This window comes from Gluconobacter sp. DsW_056, assembly GCF_002153595.1.
In the GTDB taxonomy this organism is placed as follows: domain Bacteria; phylum Pseudomonadota; class Alphaproteobacteria; order Acetobacterales; family Acetobacteraceae; genus Gluconobacter; species Gluconobacter albidus.
The window spans coordinates 190,100-209,200 of sequence record NZ_JOPF01000010.1; the positions used below are offsets into that span (position 1 = coordinate 190,100).

Consider the following 19,101-nt stretch of genomic DNA (forward strand, 5'->3'; position numbering starts at 1 on the left):
ACACAGAATTGTTCCACATCCCAAGATCCTGACGATTCAGCGCCCCTGCTGAGATTTCGAACGCGGTTTCGGCGGCTCTGCCGTTGCGGGGTCCTCAGGCCAGTCATGGCGGGGATAACGGCCGCGCATGTCCCGGCGCATATCGGCCCAGCTCCCTTTCCAGAAGCCTTCCAGATCCGCCGTGATCGCCTGCGGACGTCCGGCGGGGGACAGCAGCGCGCATTGCAGAGCAAGCTGTCCATCCGCAAGTTCCGGCGTCCGGGCCGTCCCGTAAAAGGCCTGCGCACGGGCGGAAACCGTAGGAACCGCGCCGGTATAGTCGATATCGTGCGTGCTGGCTTTCAGTATCAGACGCGGCGGGAGCTTGCGGTCCAGCGCGGACAGATCGGCATAGTCCAGCCGCGCTCGCAAGATGGACAGCAGGTCCAGCGCCCTGACCTGCGCGAGCCGGTCACATCCCGCAAGATACGGCTCCAGCCATTCCAGAGACGCCGCCAGCCCCTCATCGGACAGGTCCGGCAGATGCGGCGCATAGGTCGCGCGGGCATGGGCCACGCGAGCCTGAAACTGACGGCCCCCCTCCGTCCAGGTCAGGGCCTGCGCCGGAGTCGCGGCGATCTGCTGCATCAGCAGGGTCTGCGCTTCCTCGGGGCTGATCTCGCCATTGCGGTCCCGCAGGACCAACGCCCCCAGACGGAGCCTGCGACGGGCGATGATGCGGCCGGATGTCCCGTCCAGCGTCGTCTCGACCTGCTCGCGGGTCCGGTCCAGAAGGGTCCGGGGCAGGTTTTCGGCATCCAGCGGGGCGGCGAGCGTGATTTCCGTTGAAGTGCGCGTATGGAACGCCGCCCCGGCCAGCAGTTTCTCGCGCGCCAGCGGATCATTGGCCGAGACGCGGGCACTGCCCCCGCCCGCCAGACGAAAACGCCCGAGCTCACCCGCCGCCTGCGCCACACGATCCGGAAAACCGGCGGCCAGCAGCGCGCCCGCATGATCCGGCAGCGGGATGAGCGGCACGTCCCGCTCTCCCATCCGGCGCAGGAAGCGCTTTGCGGACTGACGCATATGGAACAGGCTGGCCCGGTCCGCGCGCGGGTCATCGCGCTCGAACAGGGCGAAGCGTACGCGGATATCGGCTCCTGGCGCGGGGCCGGAAGGGCGGTTCGGGCGTGGACGGAGCGGATCGCGTTCTTCCAGCAACGCCGCCAGACAGGCGGCCGTCACGCGCTCGGGCAGGGTCCGGGCCGCGCACAGCATCGCGGCCAGACGCGGATGCGTGCCGAGGGATGCCATGCGTTTGCCAAGCGCCGTAATGCGGTTGGCATCATCCAGCGCACCGAGTTCACGCAACAGTTCGCGCCCGCCGGCCAGAACGCCGGAAGGGGGCGTGTCCAGCAGCGGCAGGCTGTCGGGAGCCGTTCCCATGACCTCCTGCCAGGCGGCGGTGACGAGCGCGAAATCCGTCAGATCGGCCACGAGAATTTCCGGCGCGTCCTGCGGGCGCAGACTGCGCTGTGTCATCTCCGACCACAGGCGGATGGCAACGCCCGGAGACTGCCGCCCCGCACGGCCTGCGCGCTGGGTGGCGGTGGCGCGGGAAATCTTCAGCGTTTCCAGCCGCGACAGGCCGGTATTCGGGTCAAGGCGCGGGGCGCGACGCAGACCGCCATCCACGACGATCCGCACGCCCGAGACGGTAACGGAGGTTTCAGCGATGGACGTCGCCAGCACGACGCGGCGCGTGTCGGACGGGGCGATGGCGCGGTCCTGATCCTCGGTGGTCTGTTCGCCGTGCAGCGGAAAAACCGGGACCGTGCCGTCCAGCAGCGCCTGTGTGCGCCGGATTTCGCCGACGCCAGGCAGGAACGCGAGAATATCGCCGTCTTCTTCCACTAGCGCCTGACGGATCGCGCGGGCGCAGGCTTCCGGCAGGTCCCGCATGTGGGGAATATCCCGGGTGTGGCGGATGTCGATGGGGAACTGGCGGCCTTCGCTCTCGATCAGCGGGGCGTTCATCAGCGTCGTGAACGCCCGGCCATCGGGCGTGGCCGACATGGCCAGAATCCGCAGATCCGGCCTCATTTCGCGCTGCATGTCCAGACAGAACGCCAGCGCCGCATCCAGATCGAGCGAGCGTTCATGCACTTCATCGAACAGCACCGCGCCCACACCATCCAGCAGCGGATCGGTCAGCAGGCGGCGCAGAAGCAGCCCCTCGGTCACGACTTCGATGCGCGTTCTGGCGGACATTGCGGAATCGGTGCGCGTGCGGAACCCCACGATGCCACCCGGCTTTTCACCCAGCGACGACGCCATGCGCGAGGCCGCCCCACGCACCGCCACGCGACGCGGCTCCACGAGAATCAGACGCTGCGCTCCCAGCCACGGCGCGTCCAGAAGCGCAAGCGGCGTCAGCGTCGTCTTGCCCGCACCCGGAGGCGCGACGAGAACGGCGTTAGGCTGTGTCTGCAACGTCGCCAGAAGCTCCGGCAGGATCGCCGTGACGGGAAGTTCGGGAGGAAGAATGAAGGTCAGAAAACAGCCCCCGCACTGACAACGATAGCCAGCAATTTGAAAGTTTTGGGTGAAGCTTTTTTCAAAAAGCTTCGACGCTCTCCGCCTTTTTGAAAAAAGGCGGAACCCAAAAACTTCTCTCTGTAGTTTTTACCGCAACGGAAAACCGAGTTTATGCAGCACCGTGCGCATGACGTGACGGCCGCTCAGGCCCTTGAAGCTGTCCACACGTTTGGCCACCGTTTCCGACCAGGCACGCGACGACAGGCCCTGTTCCTTCTGGTAGTCGTCCGCCACCCGGTCATAGACCGCGATGCCTTCAGCCTCGGTCTCCGTGCTGTAGCGCTCGCGGTGCAGAACCACGTCCTGCCCCAGACGTGGTTTGTGGCCGTTCTGGGCTGCGGGATCGGGCTGGCCCACACAGAGCCCCACCACCGCCACCGAACGCGGCGGCAGGGACAGGAGGCGTGCCACCTCTTCGGGATGGTTGCGCAGGCCGCCGATATAGACCGTGCCCAGCCCGAGGGACTCGAAGGCCGTGACGGCGTTCTGAGCCGCAATGCCGGTATCGAGCGTCGCCATGAGGAAGATTTCCTCATAGTCGAGCGCCTCGTGCCCCGTCCCTGCCCGATTGGCGATCCTCTCCAGCCGGGACAGATCCACGATCCATGCGAGGAACAGCGGGGCGACTTCGATATGCTTCTGGCCGCCGCACAGTTCGGCGAGTCTGGCCCGCGTCTCCGGGTTCTCGACGGCCACGACGGACCAGACCTGAAGATTGCTGGAGGTCGCAGCCGAGGACGCCGCCGCAATCCCGGCCTCCAGCGTGCCTTCGGGCAGGGCGTCAGGCAGATAGGCCCGGACCGAATGGTGCGACAGCAGCAGGTCGAGCACCGCATTATCCGGCAGGGTTTCCGGCGCCGGCGTGCGGTACCGTGTCTGCCACAATGCGGAAATCCTTTCGGAAGAGGTGCCCGACATATCGTGTTCCCTTACTCGTCGCCTTACTCGTCGTACGTCATCAGAGCGTTCAGCGGAACGTCCAGTTTGTCACGGCCCTTCAGATCCGCAAGCTCGATCAGCACGGACGCACCTACGACCTCGGCGCCCACCTTGCGCAGAAGATCAACGGATGCCGCCAGCGTGCCACCCGTCGCCAGAAGATCGTCCAGCACCACGACGCGCTGGCCCGGCCTGATGGCGTCTGCCTGGATGTGCAGCTCGTCCTCGCCATATTCGAGGCCGTATTTCAGGGAAATGGTCTTGCCCGGCAGCTTGCCCGGCTTGCGCAGCATCGTAAAACCACAGCCCAGACGCAGCGCGAGCGGAGCGGCGGTCAGGAAGCCGCGGCTCTCGATTCCGGCCAGCATATCGGGCTGCCAGGCGGCGATCGCACGGGCCAGACGCGCGGTGGCGACCTGCCAGGCGTCCGGAGAGCGGATCAGGGTCGAGATATCGTAGAACAGGATGCCCGGCTTCGGAAAATCCGGAATTTCGCGGATGTAACTCTTGAGATCGAGCGGCTGGGGATCCTGAAACGACATGGTGGCACGGCTTTCATCTGGTCATGGCAAACAGCGCGGCATGTAGGGGAGTCTCCCCCCCAACTCAACCCCCGGGTTCAGGTCCGGCCTCAGGTGCGGATTGCGTCCGTCGCCTGTGCGATGGCTGCCAGAAGCCCGGCCCTGCGGAACGGTTTGGGCAGCACGGCCATGCCGTGCGGGGCCGTGTCGCGGTCTTCATAATCGCCGGACATGAGTACGACGGCCATCTGCGGGCTGCGCTCCCGCAGCAGATGCGCGATTTCCAACCCGTTTCTGGCGCCAGGCAGGTTGAGGTCCGTCACCAGAAGATCCGGCGCCCCGTCCCCTTCCAGAGCCGCAAGACCGTCCAGAACATGCCGGACCGTCCAGCCTTCCCGCTGGAGAACCGTCTCGACCACCAGCGCGATGGCGGCGTCATCTTCGACAAGCAGAGCTTTCATGACGGGTGTTTCCTCAGGAATGGCGCGGAGGTTCCGCAATGACCGGCAGGCGGGGCCGCAGCAGGGCAAATCCCATGGCGGCAACGAAGGCAAACGTCATGAAGATCGCCATCGGAACGGCCGTCCCGGACGGCATCAGTCCGAACAGTGCGCTCGCCACGGCGCCGAAAAGATACTGCATCGTGCCAGCCAGCGCCGAGGCCGAACCGGCACGGTCGGACTGTTCGGACAGCGCGCCGACCATGGCATTCGGCCCGATGACGCCCGTGGGCGCCATGGTGATGACGAGGGCTACGATGAGCGGCCACAGGAACATTGCCTTGATATGCCCCTGCGGATCGAGATCGTAGTTCGAGACCAGCGCCAGCAGAAGCAGAACCGCACACCCGGCCAGACTGATCCCCAGCGCGGAAAACAGCATCCTGCCCGTACTGACACGCCCCACAAGCTGCCCGTTGATGGCGGACGCCCCGATCATGCAGATCGCGAATAACCCGAACAGCATGCCGTAATGGAACGGCGACATTCCGAACACGTCCTCGAACAGCATGGGCGCCGCCGTGAGGTAGGTAAAGGTCACGAATCCCAGAAAGCTCCAGACCAGACCATTCGTGATGAAGCTGCGGGTCCGAAGGATATAGGTGTAGCGTTCGATGATGGAAATCGGACGCAGATCCCGGCGGTCCTGCGGGTCCAGCGTTTCGGGAAAGACCGTCATCAGCAGGAGGGTGCAGAGCCCGCCATAGACGGCCGTGGCCCAGAAGATCATGCGCCAGTCCACGAATTTCAGCGCAAAACCGCCCAGCATGGGGGCAAGGATCGGCACGGTGCCCTGAATGACGATCAGCCGGGACATCATTTTTGACGATTCGTCCCCTTCCGTCAGATCCCGGATGCACGCATTCGGCACCACAAGTCCGGCGGAAGCCATGATGGCGGAAAAGACACGGCACAGGCACAGGAACGTCATGCTGGGCGCCATCGCACAGCCGATTTCGCCGAGCGTATAACCCAGCATGCCGATCAGCAGCGGCCAGCGACGGCCGAAGCGGTCCGAGATCGGGCCGATGCTGATCTGCCCGATGGCCAGCCCGATCACCCAGGCCGCCATGGTCGCACTGCCCGAACCCGCCGCCGTATGAAGCTGACGCTCCATTTCGGGGAGAGCCGGAAGATAGACATCCGTCGAGACCGGCCCGACAGCCGTAAAAATTCCCAGCAGAACCGGAAGCCATGCGGGCAGGGAATCTCCCCGTCTGAATCTCATGGTCTGGTCTGTCATGCGCGTCTGCCTGTTCACTTCAGGTTGCGGATTGATGGTCTGATGGTGTGGTCAGGGTGCGTCCTGTTCCCGTGCATCCTGTTCCCGGCCATGCTGACGCAGCAGAACAGCGCCCAGCACACCCGACACGACGAACAGGATTCCCGCAAGCCCCAACTGAAGGACATGCCCGATCCGCGTCCCGGACCCGACCAGAACGAAAATCAGCGTCTGCGGCAGTCCGCCCAGAAAGGTCGCGACCGAGAACGGCAGCAACGGCAGTTCAAACAGCCCCGCCGCCGTCGAAACCAGCAGGGCGGACCCCACAGGCATCAGCCGCAGCGTCAGCACCGCCCGGAAAGGCTTTGCGTGGAGCGTACGGGCCAGAGCGGCATAATCCGCTTCCAGCCTGTCATGCAGCCGCGCCCGGAACGCCGCCGGCGCCAGAAGTCGCGCCCAGCCATACGCCAGAACCGCCCCCAGCATATAGGCCAGCGAACACAGGACAAGCCCGCCCCATAATCCAAAGGCCAGCCCCGCCGCCACGCACAGTGCCTGACGCGGCAGGCCGCACGCGCTGTAGGGCACGGCCAGCAGCAGGAACCACAGCGGCGCGCCCGGCGTCTCACGCCAGTGCGGAGCATTTTCCAGAAGATGATGGATGAACGGCAGCCGCTGGAGTGCTGCCACCAGCACCAGCATCGCGCCGATCGTCAGCGCGGCACGCCACGGAACGATCTGCCGCAATGTGCGGCGCAGGTCCGGATCGGGGGGGAGAGACATCGGGCTACCCATTCCTGCCCGATACCAGCCGCAGGCCGCCGCGGCTATGGCCCGGACCGTAAACACGCGTTCATGCCTGCGCGGTTGCTGCCGAAGGAGCGGCATCCGGAAAAATCATCCGGCTGCATTTTCCTCTTGCAGATATATCTTAAGATACTATATCGTTCGATATATCGAATAGGAGAACATAATGTTCAGACGTAAGACAGATTTTTTCAGCACAGACCGTCATGGCGGCAATCATCGTGGAGGCTTCTTCGGCAGGGGGCGACCCGTCGCGGAAGGCGACGACCGGAAAGACCGCGGCGAACGGCCCAATGAGAAACGGGGTGGTCGTCACCGGGGCATGGACCGCGGCGAAGGCGGCTTCGGACACCGGCATGGCGGACGTGGTGGCGGCATGGGAGGCGGACGTTTTGGCGGGCGCTTCGGAAGAGGCTTTGGCGGCGATCTCGGCGGCGAAGACTTCACACGCGGCCGCAAGCTGACGGCGGATGAGCTTCAGCTCGTCATCCTCGCTTTGCTCGCGGAAGCCCCTGCCCACGGCTATGAGCTGATCCGGCGCCTCGAAGAGCGTTCGGGCGGATTCTACAAGCCCAGCCCCGGCGTGATCTACCCCTCCCTCACCTATCTTGAGGAAACCGGCCTTGCCGCCGTCGCGCAGGACGGCAACCGCAAGCTCTACAGCCTGACGGACGAGGGAAAAGCCCACCACGAGGCGCGCAGTGAGGAAGCAGCCCGCATCCTTGACGTCCTGAGCCGCATCGGCGCCCGTATGGCGGATGTCCGCGAGGCTTTCACCGGCGTCAACGACCTCGACCCCACCTTGGGGCAGGCCTTTCATGATGCGCGTTTTGCCCTGAAATCCGCTCTGAAGTCCCGCCGTGGCGCAGATGCGGACGAACTGCGGCGGATCGTGGCGATCCTCAACCGTGCGGCAGCGGAGATCGCAAACCCTGCCTCCGACAAGGCTTCAGGCAACGAGGCCTCGAGCGAATAAGGCGCGGCGCACCTCTCCCAACGCCTGCACCGATGCCGTAAAGGATGGTCCATGATCGTTCAGGACCATCCCAATTTCTGCAACATGCCCGAGGACATGCGTTATTACCGGCCGGAGAAGTTCGAAGCGGGATTCATCGAAAAGTCGATGGTGTTCCTTCTGCCGGAACGGCTGAGGAAATTCCGTCGCAATCTGTGGCATGTCCGGCGCAATCCCGGCGATGATGCGGTCTATATGCCGCTGTTCCGGGTCAATTGCATCCTGCCGTCGGAGCCTGCTCCTGCCGGACTTCAGGGGCCGTTCGACGTCTATCCCTTCTATACCCGCACCACGAAAACCCGCAGCCGCGAGCTGGATTATTACGTCCTGTTCGTCTTCCGGGACCGCATGTCGTGGATGCGGTGCAAGACGCTGCTGGAAAAGCCCTGATCCTCACGCAGCTTTGCCTTTGCGGACCGGGCTCCGGGGGGCAAGGTGCGACATCATCAACCACCACAAGGCTCTCCGCCATGCCCAAGACCCTCTACGCCACGCTCAAGGCCCTTCCCGGACAGCGCGAAACCCTGCGCGGCCTGCTGACGGCGCTGGCAAAAGACGTCCGCGCCGAACCCGGCTGCGAGCGTTTCAAGGTCTATACGCTCGCCTCAGACCCAGACCTGTTCCATGTGGAAGAAACCTACCGGGACGATGCGGCCTTTGCCGCCCATATGGCCACCGAGCACGGCAAGGTCTTCAACCAGACAATCACCCCGCTGGTCGAAGGCGGCGGATCGGAGGTCGTTTTTCTGGACGAAGTCGTCTGACCGCTATTTCAGATACAGATAGAACGGGATGAACCCGAAAATCGCCCAAGCGATCATGAAAATGAACGGGGCCTGATGGGCGAACAGGGCCCCGCGCTGGGCGCGACGCATCATGTCGCGGGTTTCGTCCTCGTTCGGGGCCAGGGTAAAATCGGTCAGGTCCGGGCTCCGGGTGTGCAGATGGCGCTGTTTGCCCTCCCATTTCCCGATCGCGGCATAAGCCGCACGGATGCCCGGCAGCGCCATCAGCGCCAGCACGAAACCCAGCAGTGAAAACAGGGGCGGCAGCAGAAGCACCATGCTGTCGCCCCACCGTTTCGTGGAGCCGGTCATGGCCGTCGCATAGGCAATGACCAGAAAGGCCTGCGACCCCAGAAGGGCCTGAAGACGACCGTTCACGACTTCGGTCTCGAACCGGATCTCCGAACGGTAAAACGCCAGAAGCTCGTTATCGCTCGGATGACCGCGTGCGACGATCTGGCTGGTATCGGGGGACGGCGATGCGGTGTCGACCATCGGGACCTTCATGATGTTCTCGGTCTTCGATAGCGCCCCAGAGAGGCCTCAGGTTCCGCAATTTCCGGGACAATCGCCTCAGATCAGGCCTTTTGCCCGGATCAGGGCGAACGCGGCCAGCGAGACCATGCATTTCAGTTCACCATCGCGGATCATGCTCTCGAATGCCTCCAGCGTCATGTCGTGACAGGTGATGTCCTCTTCTGTCGCCTCAAGCTCCGTCTCGCCACGCGTCAAATTGCGGGCAAGAAAGACGTGCCCCTTCTGATTCGAGTATCCGGCACCCTGATACATGGTGCCGACATGAATCATCTCGCCGGCGCGCAGTCCGGTTTCCTCGCGCAGCTCGCCCAAGGCGAGTTCGACCGGATCGACGTTCTCTTTCGTCTCCCACATGCCCATCGGAAGCTCCAGCAGCCGTTCCCCCACCGGGTAGCGGAACTGCTGGATCAGCGTGACTTTCCCGTCGGAATGCAGCGGCAGGATCACGACGAACTCGCCCCGCTCCACGATGCCATAAAGGCCCTGCTTTCCGTTGGGATGGACGATGATGTCCTCACGCAGCGCGGTCCAGGGATTGCTGTAGGCCAGCCGGGTCGAAAGCGTCTGGAAACCGGCGTCCCTGCGGGCCTCTTCGAGAGTTTTCCCGGGGCTGTTATCGGAGCTCATGGACGGATCCTGATCTTGTTTCGTTCTTCCGAATCGGCGACACTCGCATCATGGAGCAACGCCGGATCGTGCATATCGACATGGACGCATTTTACGCGTCTGTCGAACAGCGGGACGACCCCTCCCTGCGTGGCCGTCCGCTCGCAGTCGGGCGGGGCGAGGCGCGGGGCGTGGTGGCCGCCGCAAGCTACGAGGCCCGGCGGTTCGGAGTCCGCTCGGCCATGCCGTCAGTCACGGCCAAACGTCTGTGCCCGGAGCTTGTGTTCGTCCCCGGACGCTTTGACGTCTATCGGGCTGTTTCGGCCCAGATTCATGACATTTTCTCCCGCTACACACCGCTGATCCAGCCGTTGTCGCTCGATGAGGCCTATCTGGACCTGACGGACCATCTGGGCGCCTATGGCTCCGCCACGCTGGTCGCGGACCGCATCCGCGCGGATATCCACGCCGAAACCGGCCTGACCGCCTCGGCTGGCGTGTCCTACAACCGCTTTCTGGCCAAGTTGGCTTCGGATTACCGCAAGCCCGACGGGCTGTTCGTCATCACGCCCGCCATGGGGCCGGATTTCGTCGCAGCGCTGCCCGTGGACGCCTTTCACGGCATCGGCCCCGCCACCGCCCGAAAAATGCGCGCGCTCGGGATCGAGACGGGCGCGGATCTGCGGACACACGACATCGAGACCCTGACCCGGCATTTCGGCAAGGCGGCGGCCTTCTATTACGGCATCTCACGCGGCATTGATCATCGTCCCGTCGTTGTGAACCGGGAGCGCAAATCCCTCGGAACCGAACAGACCTATCTTCAGGATCTGACCTCCGAAACCGACGCACACATGGCCCTGACGCAGATCGCCGCCAAGCTGTGGGGCAGTCTGCAACGCCGCGACCTTCAGGCCCGGACCGTAACGCTTAAGGTTAAATACGCCGATTTCCGCCAGATCACCCGCGCCCGCACGCTGCCCGCGCCGGTCCCGTCCGAAGAGATCCTGCTACAAACGGGGCAGACTCTCATGGCGCCGCTGTTTCCTTTTGTGCCGGGCGTCCGTCTGCTGGGCCTGACGCTTTCGGGTTTTCATGCACCCGCAACCACGCCGTGCAACCAGATGGAACTCCTGTTCCGCGACACGCCCGACCCTTCATAAGAGCCCTCCACGCGGAATTTATGACGCAAAGACAGGGGCGCCCTCGTGACGGCACCCGTCATCTAGCCTATGCCATGGGGGATCTTTTCACAGACAAGCCTCAGGAGAGCAGAGCCATGACCGCGCAGGAAACGTCGGTGGCCTCACCGACGAAACGCGTTCTTGCCGTCGTCCTGTTCAATCTGCTGGTCTATATCGTGATCGGCCTGCCCAATGCCGTCCTGACGATTTTCGTCCATCAGGCCCTGGGTTACAGCACCACCGTGGCGGGCCTCACCTTCTCGCTTCAGTATTTCGCGACCTTCGCAGCGCGCCCCTCCGCCGGACGACTGGTGGACCGGATCGGCCCCAAACCCGTCGTCATCGGCGGACTCGTAACCTGCGTTCTGTCGGGGCTGCTGCTGGCGGGGTCCGGGCTTCTGGCCGCAACGCCGCTGCTGTCCCTGGGGGTTCTGCTGTCCAGTCGCCTGCTGCTGGGCTGGGCGGAAAGCTGGGCCGCGACCGGGGTAATCGTCTGGAACATCCGTCGCGCCGGGGCAGAAAACACGGCCATCGCCATTTCGTGGAACGGCATCTGCTCCTATGGCGGAATCGCGCTGGGCGCGCCGGTCGGGGCAAAACTTTCCCTGTTGGCCGCACCTTATGGCGGGCTCGTCTCGGTCGGCATCCTTTCGGTCGTCCTGCCCCTGTTCGGCCTTGCGATCATCGGATTTTATCCTGCCGTCCAACCCCTCCCGGCGACCAGCAAACCCATTGCCTTCGCACGCGCCCTCAGACTCGTCCTGCCGCATGGATCGGCACTGGCGGCAGGGTCCATTGGATTTGGCGCCATCTCGTCGTTCCTGGCTCTGTACTATTCCGTCCTGCACTGGGAGGGCGCCGCCACCGCGCTGGCAGTTTTCGGATTCATTTTCGTCGTCATCCGCTTTTTCTTCGCTTCGCAGATCGCCCTGCGTGGAGGCGTGTTCGTAGCGATCGTCTCGCTGCTGGTGGAGGCTTTGGGACTCGCCACGCTCGGCCTGTTCCAGACGCCGTTCGCAGCCCTCGTCGGGGCCGCACTGACGGGAGCAGGCTTCTCTCTGCTCTTTCCCGCACTCGGCGTTCTGGCCGTTAACAGCGCGGGTCCGGAGAACCGTGGAGCCGCTCTGGGCGCCTATTCCATCTTCATTGATCTTGCCATCGCCTTCTCGGGGCTGTTTCTTGGACAGGTCATCGAGTTCGCGGGCTACAGAACAATGTTCGCCACCACCGCAGTCTGCTGTCTGGGCGGTGTGCTGATCAGCCGTTCGCTGGGCCGCCGGATTTCGTGACAGATCTTCGTTTCAACATACACGGACCCGACATGACCATTCGTTCCTGCGCCGTCTTCTGTGGCTCCCGCTTCGGCAACTCCCCCGTTTACGCCGAAGGGGCAAAAGAAATCGGAACGGCTCTGGCGCGACACGGAATCACACTAGTCTATGGCGGCGGACATGTCGGGCTGATGGGCACGGTCGCCGATGCGGCCCTTCAGGCCGGCGGCCGGGTCATCGGCGTCATTCCCGAATTCCTCCACGCCCGCGAAGTCATGCACAAGGGCGTCACGCAGCTTGAAGTCACACCTGACATGCACACCCGCAAGGCCCGCATGTTCGAACTCTCCGACGCCTACGCCATCATTCCCGGTGGCCTCGGCACGTTCGACGAACTGATGGAAATCATGACCTGGAAGCAGCTCGGCCTGCATCAGGAACCGATCTATATCGTTAATATCGGCGGCTGGGCCACATCACTGGTCGACACGCTGAATGCGGCAGTCGATCAGGGTTTTGCGGACCCGTCTGCCCGCCGTCTGTTCACGGTTGTGCAGGACGTGCCGGAGCTGATGGAACACCTCTCCGTCAACGTCCTGGCCTGAGTTCCGGAGCGGGGCCCGTCCCCGCTCACCCCTCCAGCGTCGCCACCAGCAGACTGACAATCTCTTCCAGCCGCACACGGTCCGCGTCCGCAAACCGGTCCTTCACCGGGCTGTCGATGTCCAGCACGCCTACGAGGGCGCCACCCGCCACGACCGGCAGCACGATTTCCGACTCCGATGCCGCATCACAGGCGATATGGCCCGGAAACGCATGGACGTCCGGCACCACGAGTGTCTCGCGGCTCTGCGCGACCGCCCCGCACACCCCCCGGCCCAGCGGAATGCGCGTGCACGCCAGCCGCCCCTGAAACGGCCCCAGCACAAGCTGCTTTTCAGCCTCTTTCCAGAGATAGAACCCGGCCCAGTTGATCTGCGGCAGGGCCTCGAACAGCAGGGCCGCGATATTGGCCATGTTGGCGATCATGTCCGTCTCGGTCGACACGACGGACCGCACCATCGGAACAAGCTCGTCAACGCTCAGGCGATGGATGGGAGCACTCATGAAAAGACAGTCCTGCAAAAACGAAAGATTAGGGCTGCAGTTATAGGTCAGATCAGAAAAAACGCGAAAGGACGCCATTTTTAATGGAAAGTGTTCATTTCCCGTAATGCTCTCGGGTCCGGGAGAATTATTAGAAATAATTCACACAATACAAAAACAGTTTCCTCCAATGAAGAGACTTCTAAAAGAAGCCGGTCCTTTCGTCTGAAAGATCCTCTCCATGATCCTGACATCCCAGACCCTCCCGACTCTGCCGGACTCCATCCTGACCTCGCCCTACGATCGGGAGGCGGTGACACCTGGCATTGTCCATCTCAGTGTCGGCAACTTCCACCGCGCCCATCAGGCCGTCTATACGGACCGCGCGCTGGCCCTTCCGGGGCAGTCCGACTGGGGCATCGTGGGCATGGGCCTGATGGACCTTCCCGGCGAAGTGGCAAAGGCCGAGGCCCTGCACGCACAGGACGGCCTCTACACCCTGCGCGCCTGCCCGCCGAACCGTCCCGATACGGTCCGCGTCGTCAAGTCTCTGGTCGAATACATCCATGCCCCCGCCGACCGCGAAGCCGCTCTGAAGCGCCTGACGGACCCCGCCATCCGCATCGTCAGCCTGACCATCACCGAAGGCGGCTACTACATGGACGAGGCGGGCCGGTTCATGACCGAGCACCCCACCATCGCCGAAGACCTGCACCGCCCGGTCCCGCAGACGGCCTTCGGTATGATGACCGAAGCCCTGCGCCAGCGCCGTGACGCCGGGATCGCGCCCTTCACCATTCTGTCCTGCGACAACGTGCCCGCGAATGGCGATGTTGCCCGCAATGCCGTGCTGTCCTTCGCCCGTCTGCGGGATGCGGAACTGGCAGCGTGGATCGAAGCCGAAGTGGCCTTCCCGTCCTGCATGGTCGATCGCATCACCCCGGCTGTTCATCCTGCCGACGTGGCGCGGCTGAACGCCCAGAGCGGCATTGAAGACCGTGTTCCGGTTTTCTGCGAAGACTTCATCCAGTGGGTCGTGGAAGACAATTTCCCCGCCGGACGCCCAGCCTGGGAGCAGGTCGGCGTCCTGTTCACGGACGATGTCGAGCCTTACGAACAGGTCAAGCTGCGGATGCTGAACGCATCCCATTCCATGCTGGCCCTGCCCGGCGTGCTGATGGGATACCGGCTGGTCGATGAAGCGATGGGCGACGAACATCTCGCGGCCCTGCTGGAGCAGTTCCTGCGCCACGACGTCTCACCACAACTGACGGCCCCTCCGGGCATCAGCCTGTCGGACTATGCCGCCCTGCTTCTGGAGCGGTTCCGCAACCATGCCGTCAGCGACCAGCTTCTTCGCATCACGTCGGACAGCACATCCAAGCTGCCGGTCTTCCTGCGCGCCACGGCGGAAGACGTTCTGAAAAACGCTCAGGACCCGCGCCGGATCGCCTTCGTTCTCGCCTGTTACTGTGCCTATCTGGTGGGCCGCGACGACGTGCAGGCCAGTTTCGCCGTCACCGAACCCCGCCTGAGCGCCGAAGACCGCGCACTTGCGCTGGATCCGAACCCGGCCAGAGCGCTGGACATGACCGTATTCGCCGGATGGGGCCTTGAAGACTCCGCCGAGTTCCTCACGCGCTTCATCCAGACACGCGAAGACCTGAAAACACACGGCACCGCAGCCGTCCTGAAGGATCTGGTCGCAAACGGATAAAAGTTTTTGGTGAAGCTTTTTTCAAAAAGCTTCAAAGACCTCCGCCTTTTTTCAAAAAGGCGGAACCCAAAAACTTTCAGACCTGTCAGTCCGAGACGCGGGCGATATCGGCACCGCAGGCTGCAAGCTTGCGGTCCACGCCTTCATAACCCCGGTCCAGATGATAGATGCGGCTGAGCTGCGTCTCGCCTTCTGCTGCCAGACCCGCGAGGATCAGCGAGAAGGACGCCCGCAGATCGGTCGCCATGACGGGCGCACCCGACAGCTTCGACACGCCACGGATAATGGCCGAGCGGCCATGCACGTTCACGCGCGCGCCCATCCGGTTGAGTTCCGGAACATGCATGAAGCGGTTCTCGAAAATCGTCTCGGTGATCATGGACGCTCCTTCCGCCACGGACAGCATCGCCATGAACTGCGCCTGCATATCCGTCGGAAAGCCGGGATACGGCTCGGTCATGATGTCCACGCCCTGAAGCGTCCCGCTGCGACGGACCCGCAGACCGCGCGCCTCTTCCACAACCTCGACGCCCGTTTCCTCAAGCGTGCGGATCACCGCGCCCAGATCATCGGCCCGTCCGCCCACGAGCAGCAGATCACCGCCCGTGATACCAGCCGCGCAGGCATAGGTGCCGCATTCGATGCGGTCCGGCATGACGGCGTAATGCGCGCCGTGCAGCTTCTCCACACCGTCAATGACCAGCGTGCCCGAGCCTTCGCCCGTGATCTGCGCGCCCATCGCGTTGAGGCAATGCACCAGATCGCTGATTTCCGGCTCGCGCGCGGCGTTGACGATATGAGTGCGCCCCTTCGCCAGCGTCGCGGCCATCAGCAGGTTCTCGGTCGCGCCCACGCTGGCGAACGGCAGGATGATCCGGTCACCCTTCAGCCCGTCCGGAGCAGTCGCATTGATATAGCCGTTTTCCAGCCGGATCACGGCGCCGAGCGTCTCAAGCCCCTTGAGATGCATGTCGACCGGGCGCGTGCCAATGGCGCAGCCACCGGGCAGCGAGACCTTCGCCTCACGCGCCCGCGCCAGAAGCGGCCCGAGAACCAGAATGGAGGCGCGCATCTTGGAGACGATGTCATACGGCGCCTCGACGGAGCCGATTTCGCCGCCGATGGACAGCGTCCGCGGACCGACGTCTTCAACCGCAATGCCCAGCCCCAGCAGCAGGTCGCGCATCGTCTTGATGTCGGCAATACCCGGCACATTGGACAGCACCAGCCGCTCGGACGTCAGAAGCCCGGCGACCATGAGCTTGAGGCCGGAGTTCTTGGCCCCCCCGATCTCGATTTCGCCTGTCAGGCGGCGGCCACCGCGAATGATGAAACGGTCCATGGTGCGATCCTTGAGAAACAGGCCTTGAGAAGCGGGTCTCGAATGGGGCGTTAGAGGCGGGGCGTGGTGACGCCGGACTGGCGCATGTATTTTCCGGCACGGTCGGCGTAGCTGACCTCACAGGGGCTGGCGCCCTGAAAGAACAGGAACTGGCAGATGCCTTCGTTCGCGTAGATTCGCGCGGGTAGCGGCGTGGTGTTGCTGATCTCGATCGTGACCTGCCCTTCCCATTCTGGCTCCAGCGGCGTGACATTCACGATGATGCCGCAGCGCGCATAGGTGGACTTGCCGAGGCACACCACCAGCGTGTCACGCGGGATGCGGAAATACTCGACCGTATGCGCCAGTGCGAAGCTATTGGGCGGGATGGTGATGTCACCCGTGCGGGTCACGAAACTGTTGGACGCGAAATTCTTCGGATCGACGATGGCGCTGTCCACATCCGTGAAAATCTTGAATTCCTCGGCCACGCGCGCGTCATAGCCATAGGACGACAGGCCGAAGGAAATGACGCCCTCGCGCTTCTGGGCCTCCACGAACGGCTCGATCATGCCTTTTTCACGGGCCATCTGGCGGATCCATGTGTCGGGCATGATGGGCATGAAGGCACTCCTGGGCGGGGGCGACAGAAATCGCCGTGCGTCTAACCCACCTGCTCTAGCGAGCGACGCCCGATCACGCAATGTGTCAGATCGGTCATTTTTCGTGAGCGTCTGTTTTGGTGAGTGCTTGTGACGAGCGGCCCAGCAGCGCTTCCAGCCATTGCGGGCGCAGTTCGCTGGTCAGCACGCCCCCCACGATCAGAACGGCCCCCAGCAGCGTTGCGGGAGGCAGACTGTCTCCCGCCAGCCAGCCGACCAGCCCACCCCAGACCGGCTCTCCGGCATAGATCACCGCCGCCTTGGTCGGGGAGACGGATTTCTGCGCCCAGTTCATCACAACCTGCACCAGCGCACTCAGCCCTCCCAGAGCCAGCGCGCAGGCGATCCAGACCCATGAAAAGGCCGGAAGCGCTTCCCCCGAGACCGGAACCATCAGCCCCGCGAACAGACTGCCCGCAAAAAGCTGCATGACCGTTACGCGCAGACTGTCCACACCCCGCGCATAAAGGCTGATGAGGACGATCTCGACCGCAATGGCGATGGCCGCAAACAGCGTCAGCAGATCTCCGTGCCCGAAAGACAGCGATAGCGCCGCCGGACCCGCCAGACAGACCAGCCCCGCAAAAGCCAGCCCGATTCCAAGCCAGCTCATCAGATGCGGCGCCTTGCGCAGAAACGCCCACTGAAAGATCGGCACCAGCGGCACATACAGCGCCGTAATAAAGGCGGAGCGGCTGCTGGTGATGTCGTGCAGGCCCGCGCTCTGCAACATGTAACCGGTCGCCAGGGCAATTCCGATCAAGGCCCCGGCCCGGATCTCCCGCCGGTTGAAATCCAGCAGCTTCCGCCCGGCCAGAAGCCCGACGAACACCGCCGCCATCATGAAACGGACGAAAACGAAAAAGCGCGGTCCGCAATGCTGCATGGCGATATGCAGCACGAGGAACGTCCCGCCCCACAGCACCGTCACACCCGTCAGCGCCAGTTCCTGCGGGGACGGCATGGGAAAACTGCGTTTCACCGGCGCTCAGCGATCATCAGAAGCGGATGAGGCAGACTCGTCCTGAGGCCGCGCGCGCTGCTGCTGTTTGCGACGCATCAGATTGGCCCGGAGCGCTTTGGCCTCGCGGCTTTCGCGTTCTTCCTTTGCGGCGGCAGCCCGATCGCGGATGATCTGCTCCGCGGGTTTTGCGTCCTTACCGGTCATGGTTCTGTTCCTCAAATACCGTCCGCAGACGGGTGCCCAGAAGTTCGTCATAAACACCCAGCGTCCGGGCCTGCATCAGCGCCGTCGTATAGTTGGCAATGGCATGGGCACGGGCCTTTTCCGCCAGCCAGTCCAGCGCGTCTTCGCCTGTTTCCAGCACGCTTTTCAAGGCGTCGGCCAGAGCGTCCGCATCATCGGGTGGCACCACCAGACCCGTCTCGCCGGGCAGGATTGTCTCCATCATCGCGCCCTGTGCCGTGCCGATCACCGGGCAGCCCATCATCTGCGCTTCCACCAGAGTGCGTCCGAACGGCTCGGGCCGGAGCGATGGCGCCACGACAACGCTTGCCAGCTCGCAGGCCGCGGGCATGTCGGTGCAGGTTCCGGCGAACCGGACATGGTCTTCAAGCCCGAGTTCCCGCACCTGCTGTTGCAGCCTGCGGGAGAACTTCCGGTCGTTCTCCGGGCCTGCCAGAACGCAGATCCATCCCGTGCCCATCTTCGAGCGCAGCAGGCCCAGCGCCTCAAGCAGAACGCCCTGACCTTTCCATGCCGTCAGCCGCGCGGGCATGAGAATGATTTTTGCCTCCGCAGGCACGCGCCAGACATCAGCCAGTTTCTGCACGCGCTCGCCGGAGATTGCGCCGGGTGTAAACTCCCGCAGATCCGCACCGCGCGGAATGACGCGCAGGCGGCTCTCCGGCACGGCATATTCGCTGCGCAGACGGCGGGCGATGAACTCGGAAATGGCAATGACCCGCGCGCCGCGCGCCAGCACGGAATTATAGAGCTTTTTGCCCAGCCATTTCGCCTCATGCACGCCGTGCCATGTCGTCACGAGCGGGATGTTTTCGCGACGGCAGGCAATCCATGCTGCCCAGGCTGGAATCCGGGAGCGCGCATGGACCAGATCCACACCTTCGCTGCGGATGAGCACCTGAAGATCCCGCGCCCGGCGCAGCACGGCGACAGGCGATTTTTTCTTCAGGTCCAGCTCGATATGCCGACCGCCCGCATGACGCAGTTGCACCAGAAGCCGACCGGGACGCGAGGCTATGAGTGCCGTGCCGCCGCCTTGCGTGATTGCCGCCGCGATCTCGACAGCCCCGCGCTCCAGACCGCCGGTGCCCAACGCCGGAAGAACCTGAAGGATGACGGGGGAGCGGTCGGTCATGACGGTTCT

21 protein-coding genes are annotated in these 19,101 nt (G+C 63.7%); 7 read left to right on the top strand and 14 right to left on the bottom strand.

Features of this window, described 5'->3' with window-relative positions; all coding sequences use genetic code 11:
• Window positions 1-36: 36 nt before the first annotated feature.
• The 6 genes from hrpB to HK22_RS10615 all read right to left on the bottom strand — a co-directional run bounded on the left by hrpB (window position 37) and on the right by HK22_RS10615 (window position 6,647).
• Window positions 37-2,535, bottom strand: coding sequence for an ATP-dependent helicase HrpB (hrpB, locus tag HK22_RS10590; RefSeq protein WP_198945545.1), 2,499 nt, complete (start codon window positions 2,533-2,535; stop codon window positions 37-39).
• Window positions 2,536-2,664: 129 nt separating this feature from the next.
• Entirely contained in the window at window positions 2,665-3,495 is an 831-nt protein-coding gene (locus tag HK22_RS10595) for an NADPH-dependent oxidoreductase (protein WP_086649219.1), read from the bottom strand.
• Window positions 3,496-3,518: 23 nt separating this feature from the next.
• Window positions 3,519-4,058 (bottom strand): adenine phosphoribosyltransferase, encoded by a 540-nt coding sequence (locus HK22_RS10600; RefSeq protein WP_086649220.1) that lies wholly within the window; start codon window positions 4,056-4,058, stop codon window positions 3,519-3,521.
• Window positions 4,059-4,147: 89 nt separating this feature from the next.
• The gene (locus HK22_RS10605; RefSeq protein WP_062031175.1) at window positions 4,148-4,498 is read right to left on the bottom strand and encodes a response regulator; all 351 of its coding nucleotides are present in this window, start codon (window positions 4,496-4,498) and stop codon (window positions 4,148-4,150) included.
• A gap of 13 nt (window positions 4,499-4,511) precedes the next feature.
• Window positions 4,512-5,780: a multidrug effflux MFS transporter gene (locus HK22_RS10610; RefSeq protein ID WP_062107549.1), complete on the bottom strand. Its 1,269-nt coding sequence runs from the start codon at window positions 5,778-5,780 to the stop codon at window positions 4,512-4,514.
• 51 nt (window positions 5,781-5,831) lie between these two features.
• Window positions 5,832-6,647, bottom strand: a complete 816-nt coding sequence (locus HK22_RS10615) for a TVP38/TMEM64 family protein (protein ID WP_231878048.1) — start codon at window positions 6,645-6,647, stop codon at window positions 5,832-5,834.
• 85 nt (window positions 6,648-6,732) lie between these two features.
• On the opposite strand from HK22_RS10615, the gene HK22_RS10620 reads away from it, so the two are divergent.
• From HK22_RS10620 to HK22_RS10630, 3 genes are all read left to right on the top strand, one after another.
• Window positions 6,733-7,542 (top strand): PadR family transcriptional regulator, encoded by an 810-nt coding sequence (locus HK22_RS10620; RefSeq protein WP_198945534.1) that lies wholly within the window; start codon window positions 6,733-6,735, stop codon window positions 7,540-7,542.
• Between the two features lie 51 nt (window positions 7,543-7,593).
• Complete coding sequence (locus tag HK22_RS10625) at window positions 7,594-7,971, top strand: hypothetical protein (protein WP_086649221.1); 378 nt, start codon at window positions 7,594-7,596, stop codon at window positions 7,969-7,971.
• A gap of 80 nt (window positions 7,972-8,051) precedes the next feature.
• Complete coding sequence (locus HK22_RS10630) at window positions 8,052-8,345, top strand: putative quinol monooxygenase (protein WP_062031158.1); 294 nt, start codon at window positions 8,052-8,054, stop codon at window positions 8,343-8,345.
• 3 nt (window positions 8,346-8,348) lie between these two features.
• On the opposite strand, the gene HK22_RS10635 is transcribed toward HK22_RS10630, so the two are convergent.
• Both HK22_RS10635 and HK22_RS10640 read right to left on the bottom strand, forming a co-directional pair.
• Complete coding sequence (locus HK22_RS10635) at window positions 8,349-8,861, bottom strand: hypothetical protein (RefSeq protein WP_086649222.1); 513 nt, start codon at window positions 8,859-8,861, stop codon at window positions 8,349-8,351.
• Between the two features lie 78 nt (window positions 8,862-8,939).
• Window positions 8,940-9,530 (bottom strand): NUDIX hydrolase, encoded by a 591-nt coding sequence (locus tag HK22_RS10640; protein WP_062031151.1) that lies wholly within the window; start codon window positions 9,528-9,530, stop codon window positions 8,940-8,942.
• A gap of 50 nt (window positions 9,531-9,580) precedes the next feature.
• On the opposite strand from HK22_RS10640, the gene dinB reads away from it, so the two are divergent.
• The 3 genes from dinB (at window position 9,581) to HK22_RS10655 (ending at window position 12,569) form a co-directional block, all read left to right on the top strand.
• Window positions 9,581-10,672 carry a DNA polymerase IV gene (gene dinB / locus HK22_RS10645; protein ID WP_086649223.1) on the top strand — a complete coding sequence of 364 codons (1,092 nt, stop codon included), beginning with the start codon at window positions 9,581-9,583 and terminating at the stop codon, window positions 10,670-10,672.
• Between the two features lie 116 nt (window positions 10,673-10,788).
• Window positions 10,789-11,982: an MFS transporter gene (locus HK22_RS10650; RefSeq protein ID WP_086649224.1), complete on the top strand. Its 1,194-nt coding sequence runs from the start codon at window positions 10,789-10,791 to the stop codon at window positions 11,980-11,982.
• A gap of 32 nt (window positions 11,983-12,014) precedes the next feature.
• Window positions 12,015-12,569 (top strand): TIGR00730 family Rossman fold protein, encoded by a 555-nt coding sequence (locus HK22_RS10655; RefSeq protein WP_086649225.1) that lies wholly within the window; start codon window positions 12,015-12,017, stop codon window positions 12,567-12,569.
• Between the two features lie 25 nt (window positions 12,570-12,594).
• On the opposite strand, the gene HK22_RS10660 is transcribed toward HK22_RS10655, so the two are convergent.
• Window positions 12,595-13,071: a GAF domain-containing protein gene (locus tag HK22_RS10660; RefSeq protein ID WP_086649344.1), complete on the bottom strand. Its 477-nt coding sequence runs from the start codon at window positions 13,069-13,071 to the stop codon at window positions 12,595-12,597.
• Window positions 13,072-13,291: 220 nt separating this feature from the next.
• Here HK22_RS10660 and HK22_RS10665 point away from each other — a divergent pair, with 220 nt between their 5' ends.
• Window positions 13,292-14,767 carry a mannitol dehydrogenase family protein gene (locus HK22_RS10665; protein ID WP_086649226.1) on the top strand — a complete coding sequence of 492 codons (1,476 nt, stop codon included), beginning with the start codon at window positions 13,292-13,294 and terminating at the stop codon, window positions 14,765-14,767.
• Window positions 14,768-14,852: 85 nt separating this feature from the next.
• Here the strand turns inward: HK22_RS10665 and murA are convergent, their stop codons facing one another.
• From murA to HK22_RS10690, 5 genes are all read right to left on the bottom strand, one after another.
• The gene (murA, locus tag HK22_RS10670) at window positions 14,853-16,109 is read right to left on the bottom strand and encodes a UDP-N-acetylglucosamine 1-carboxyvinyltransferase (RefSeq protein WP_086649227.1); all 1,257 of its coding nucleotides are present in this window, start codon (window positions 16,107-16,109) and stop codon (window positions 14,853-14,855) included.
• A gap of 50 nt (window positions 16,110-16,159) precedes the next feature.
• Complete coding sequence (gene dcd, locus HK22_RS10675; RefSeq protein ID WP_086649228.1) at window positions 16,160-16,711, bottom strand: dCTP deaminase; 552 nt, start codon at window positions 16,709-16,711, stop codon at window positions 16,160-16,162.
• Window positions 16,712-16,805: 94 nt separating this feature from the next.
• Window positions 16,806-17,714 (bottom strand): DMT family transporter, encoded by a 909-nt coding sequence (locus tag HK22_RS10680; RefSeq protein WP_062031131.1) that lies wholly within the window; start codon window positions 17,712-17,714, stop codon window positions 16,806-16,808.
• A gap of 24 nt (window positions 17,715-17,738) precedes the next feature.
• A complete protein-coding gene (locus tag HK22_RS10685; protein ID WP_062031128.1) occupies window positions 17,739-17,918 on the bottom strand; it encodes a hypothetical protein in 180 nt (59 codons plus the stop codon).
• The gene (locus HK22_RS10690) at window positions 17,908-19,092 is read right to left on the bottom strand and encodes a glycosyltransferase family 4 protein (protein WP_086649229.1); all 1,185 of its coding nucleotides are present in this window, start codon (window positions 19,090-19,092) and stop codon (window positions 17,908-17,910) included. Before HK22_RS10690 ends, HK22_RS10685 begins: the two co-directional genes overlap by 11 nt.
• Window positions 19,093-19,101 lie beyond the last annotated feature (9 nt).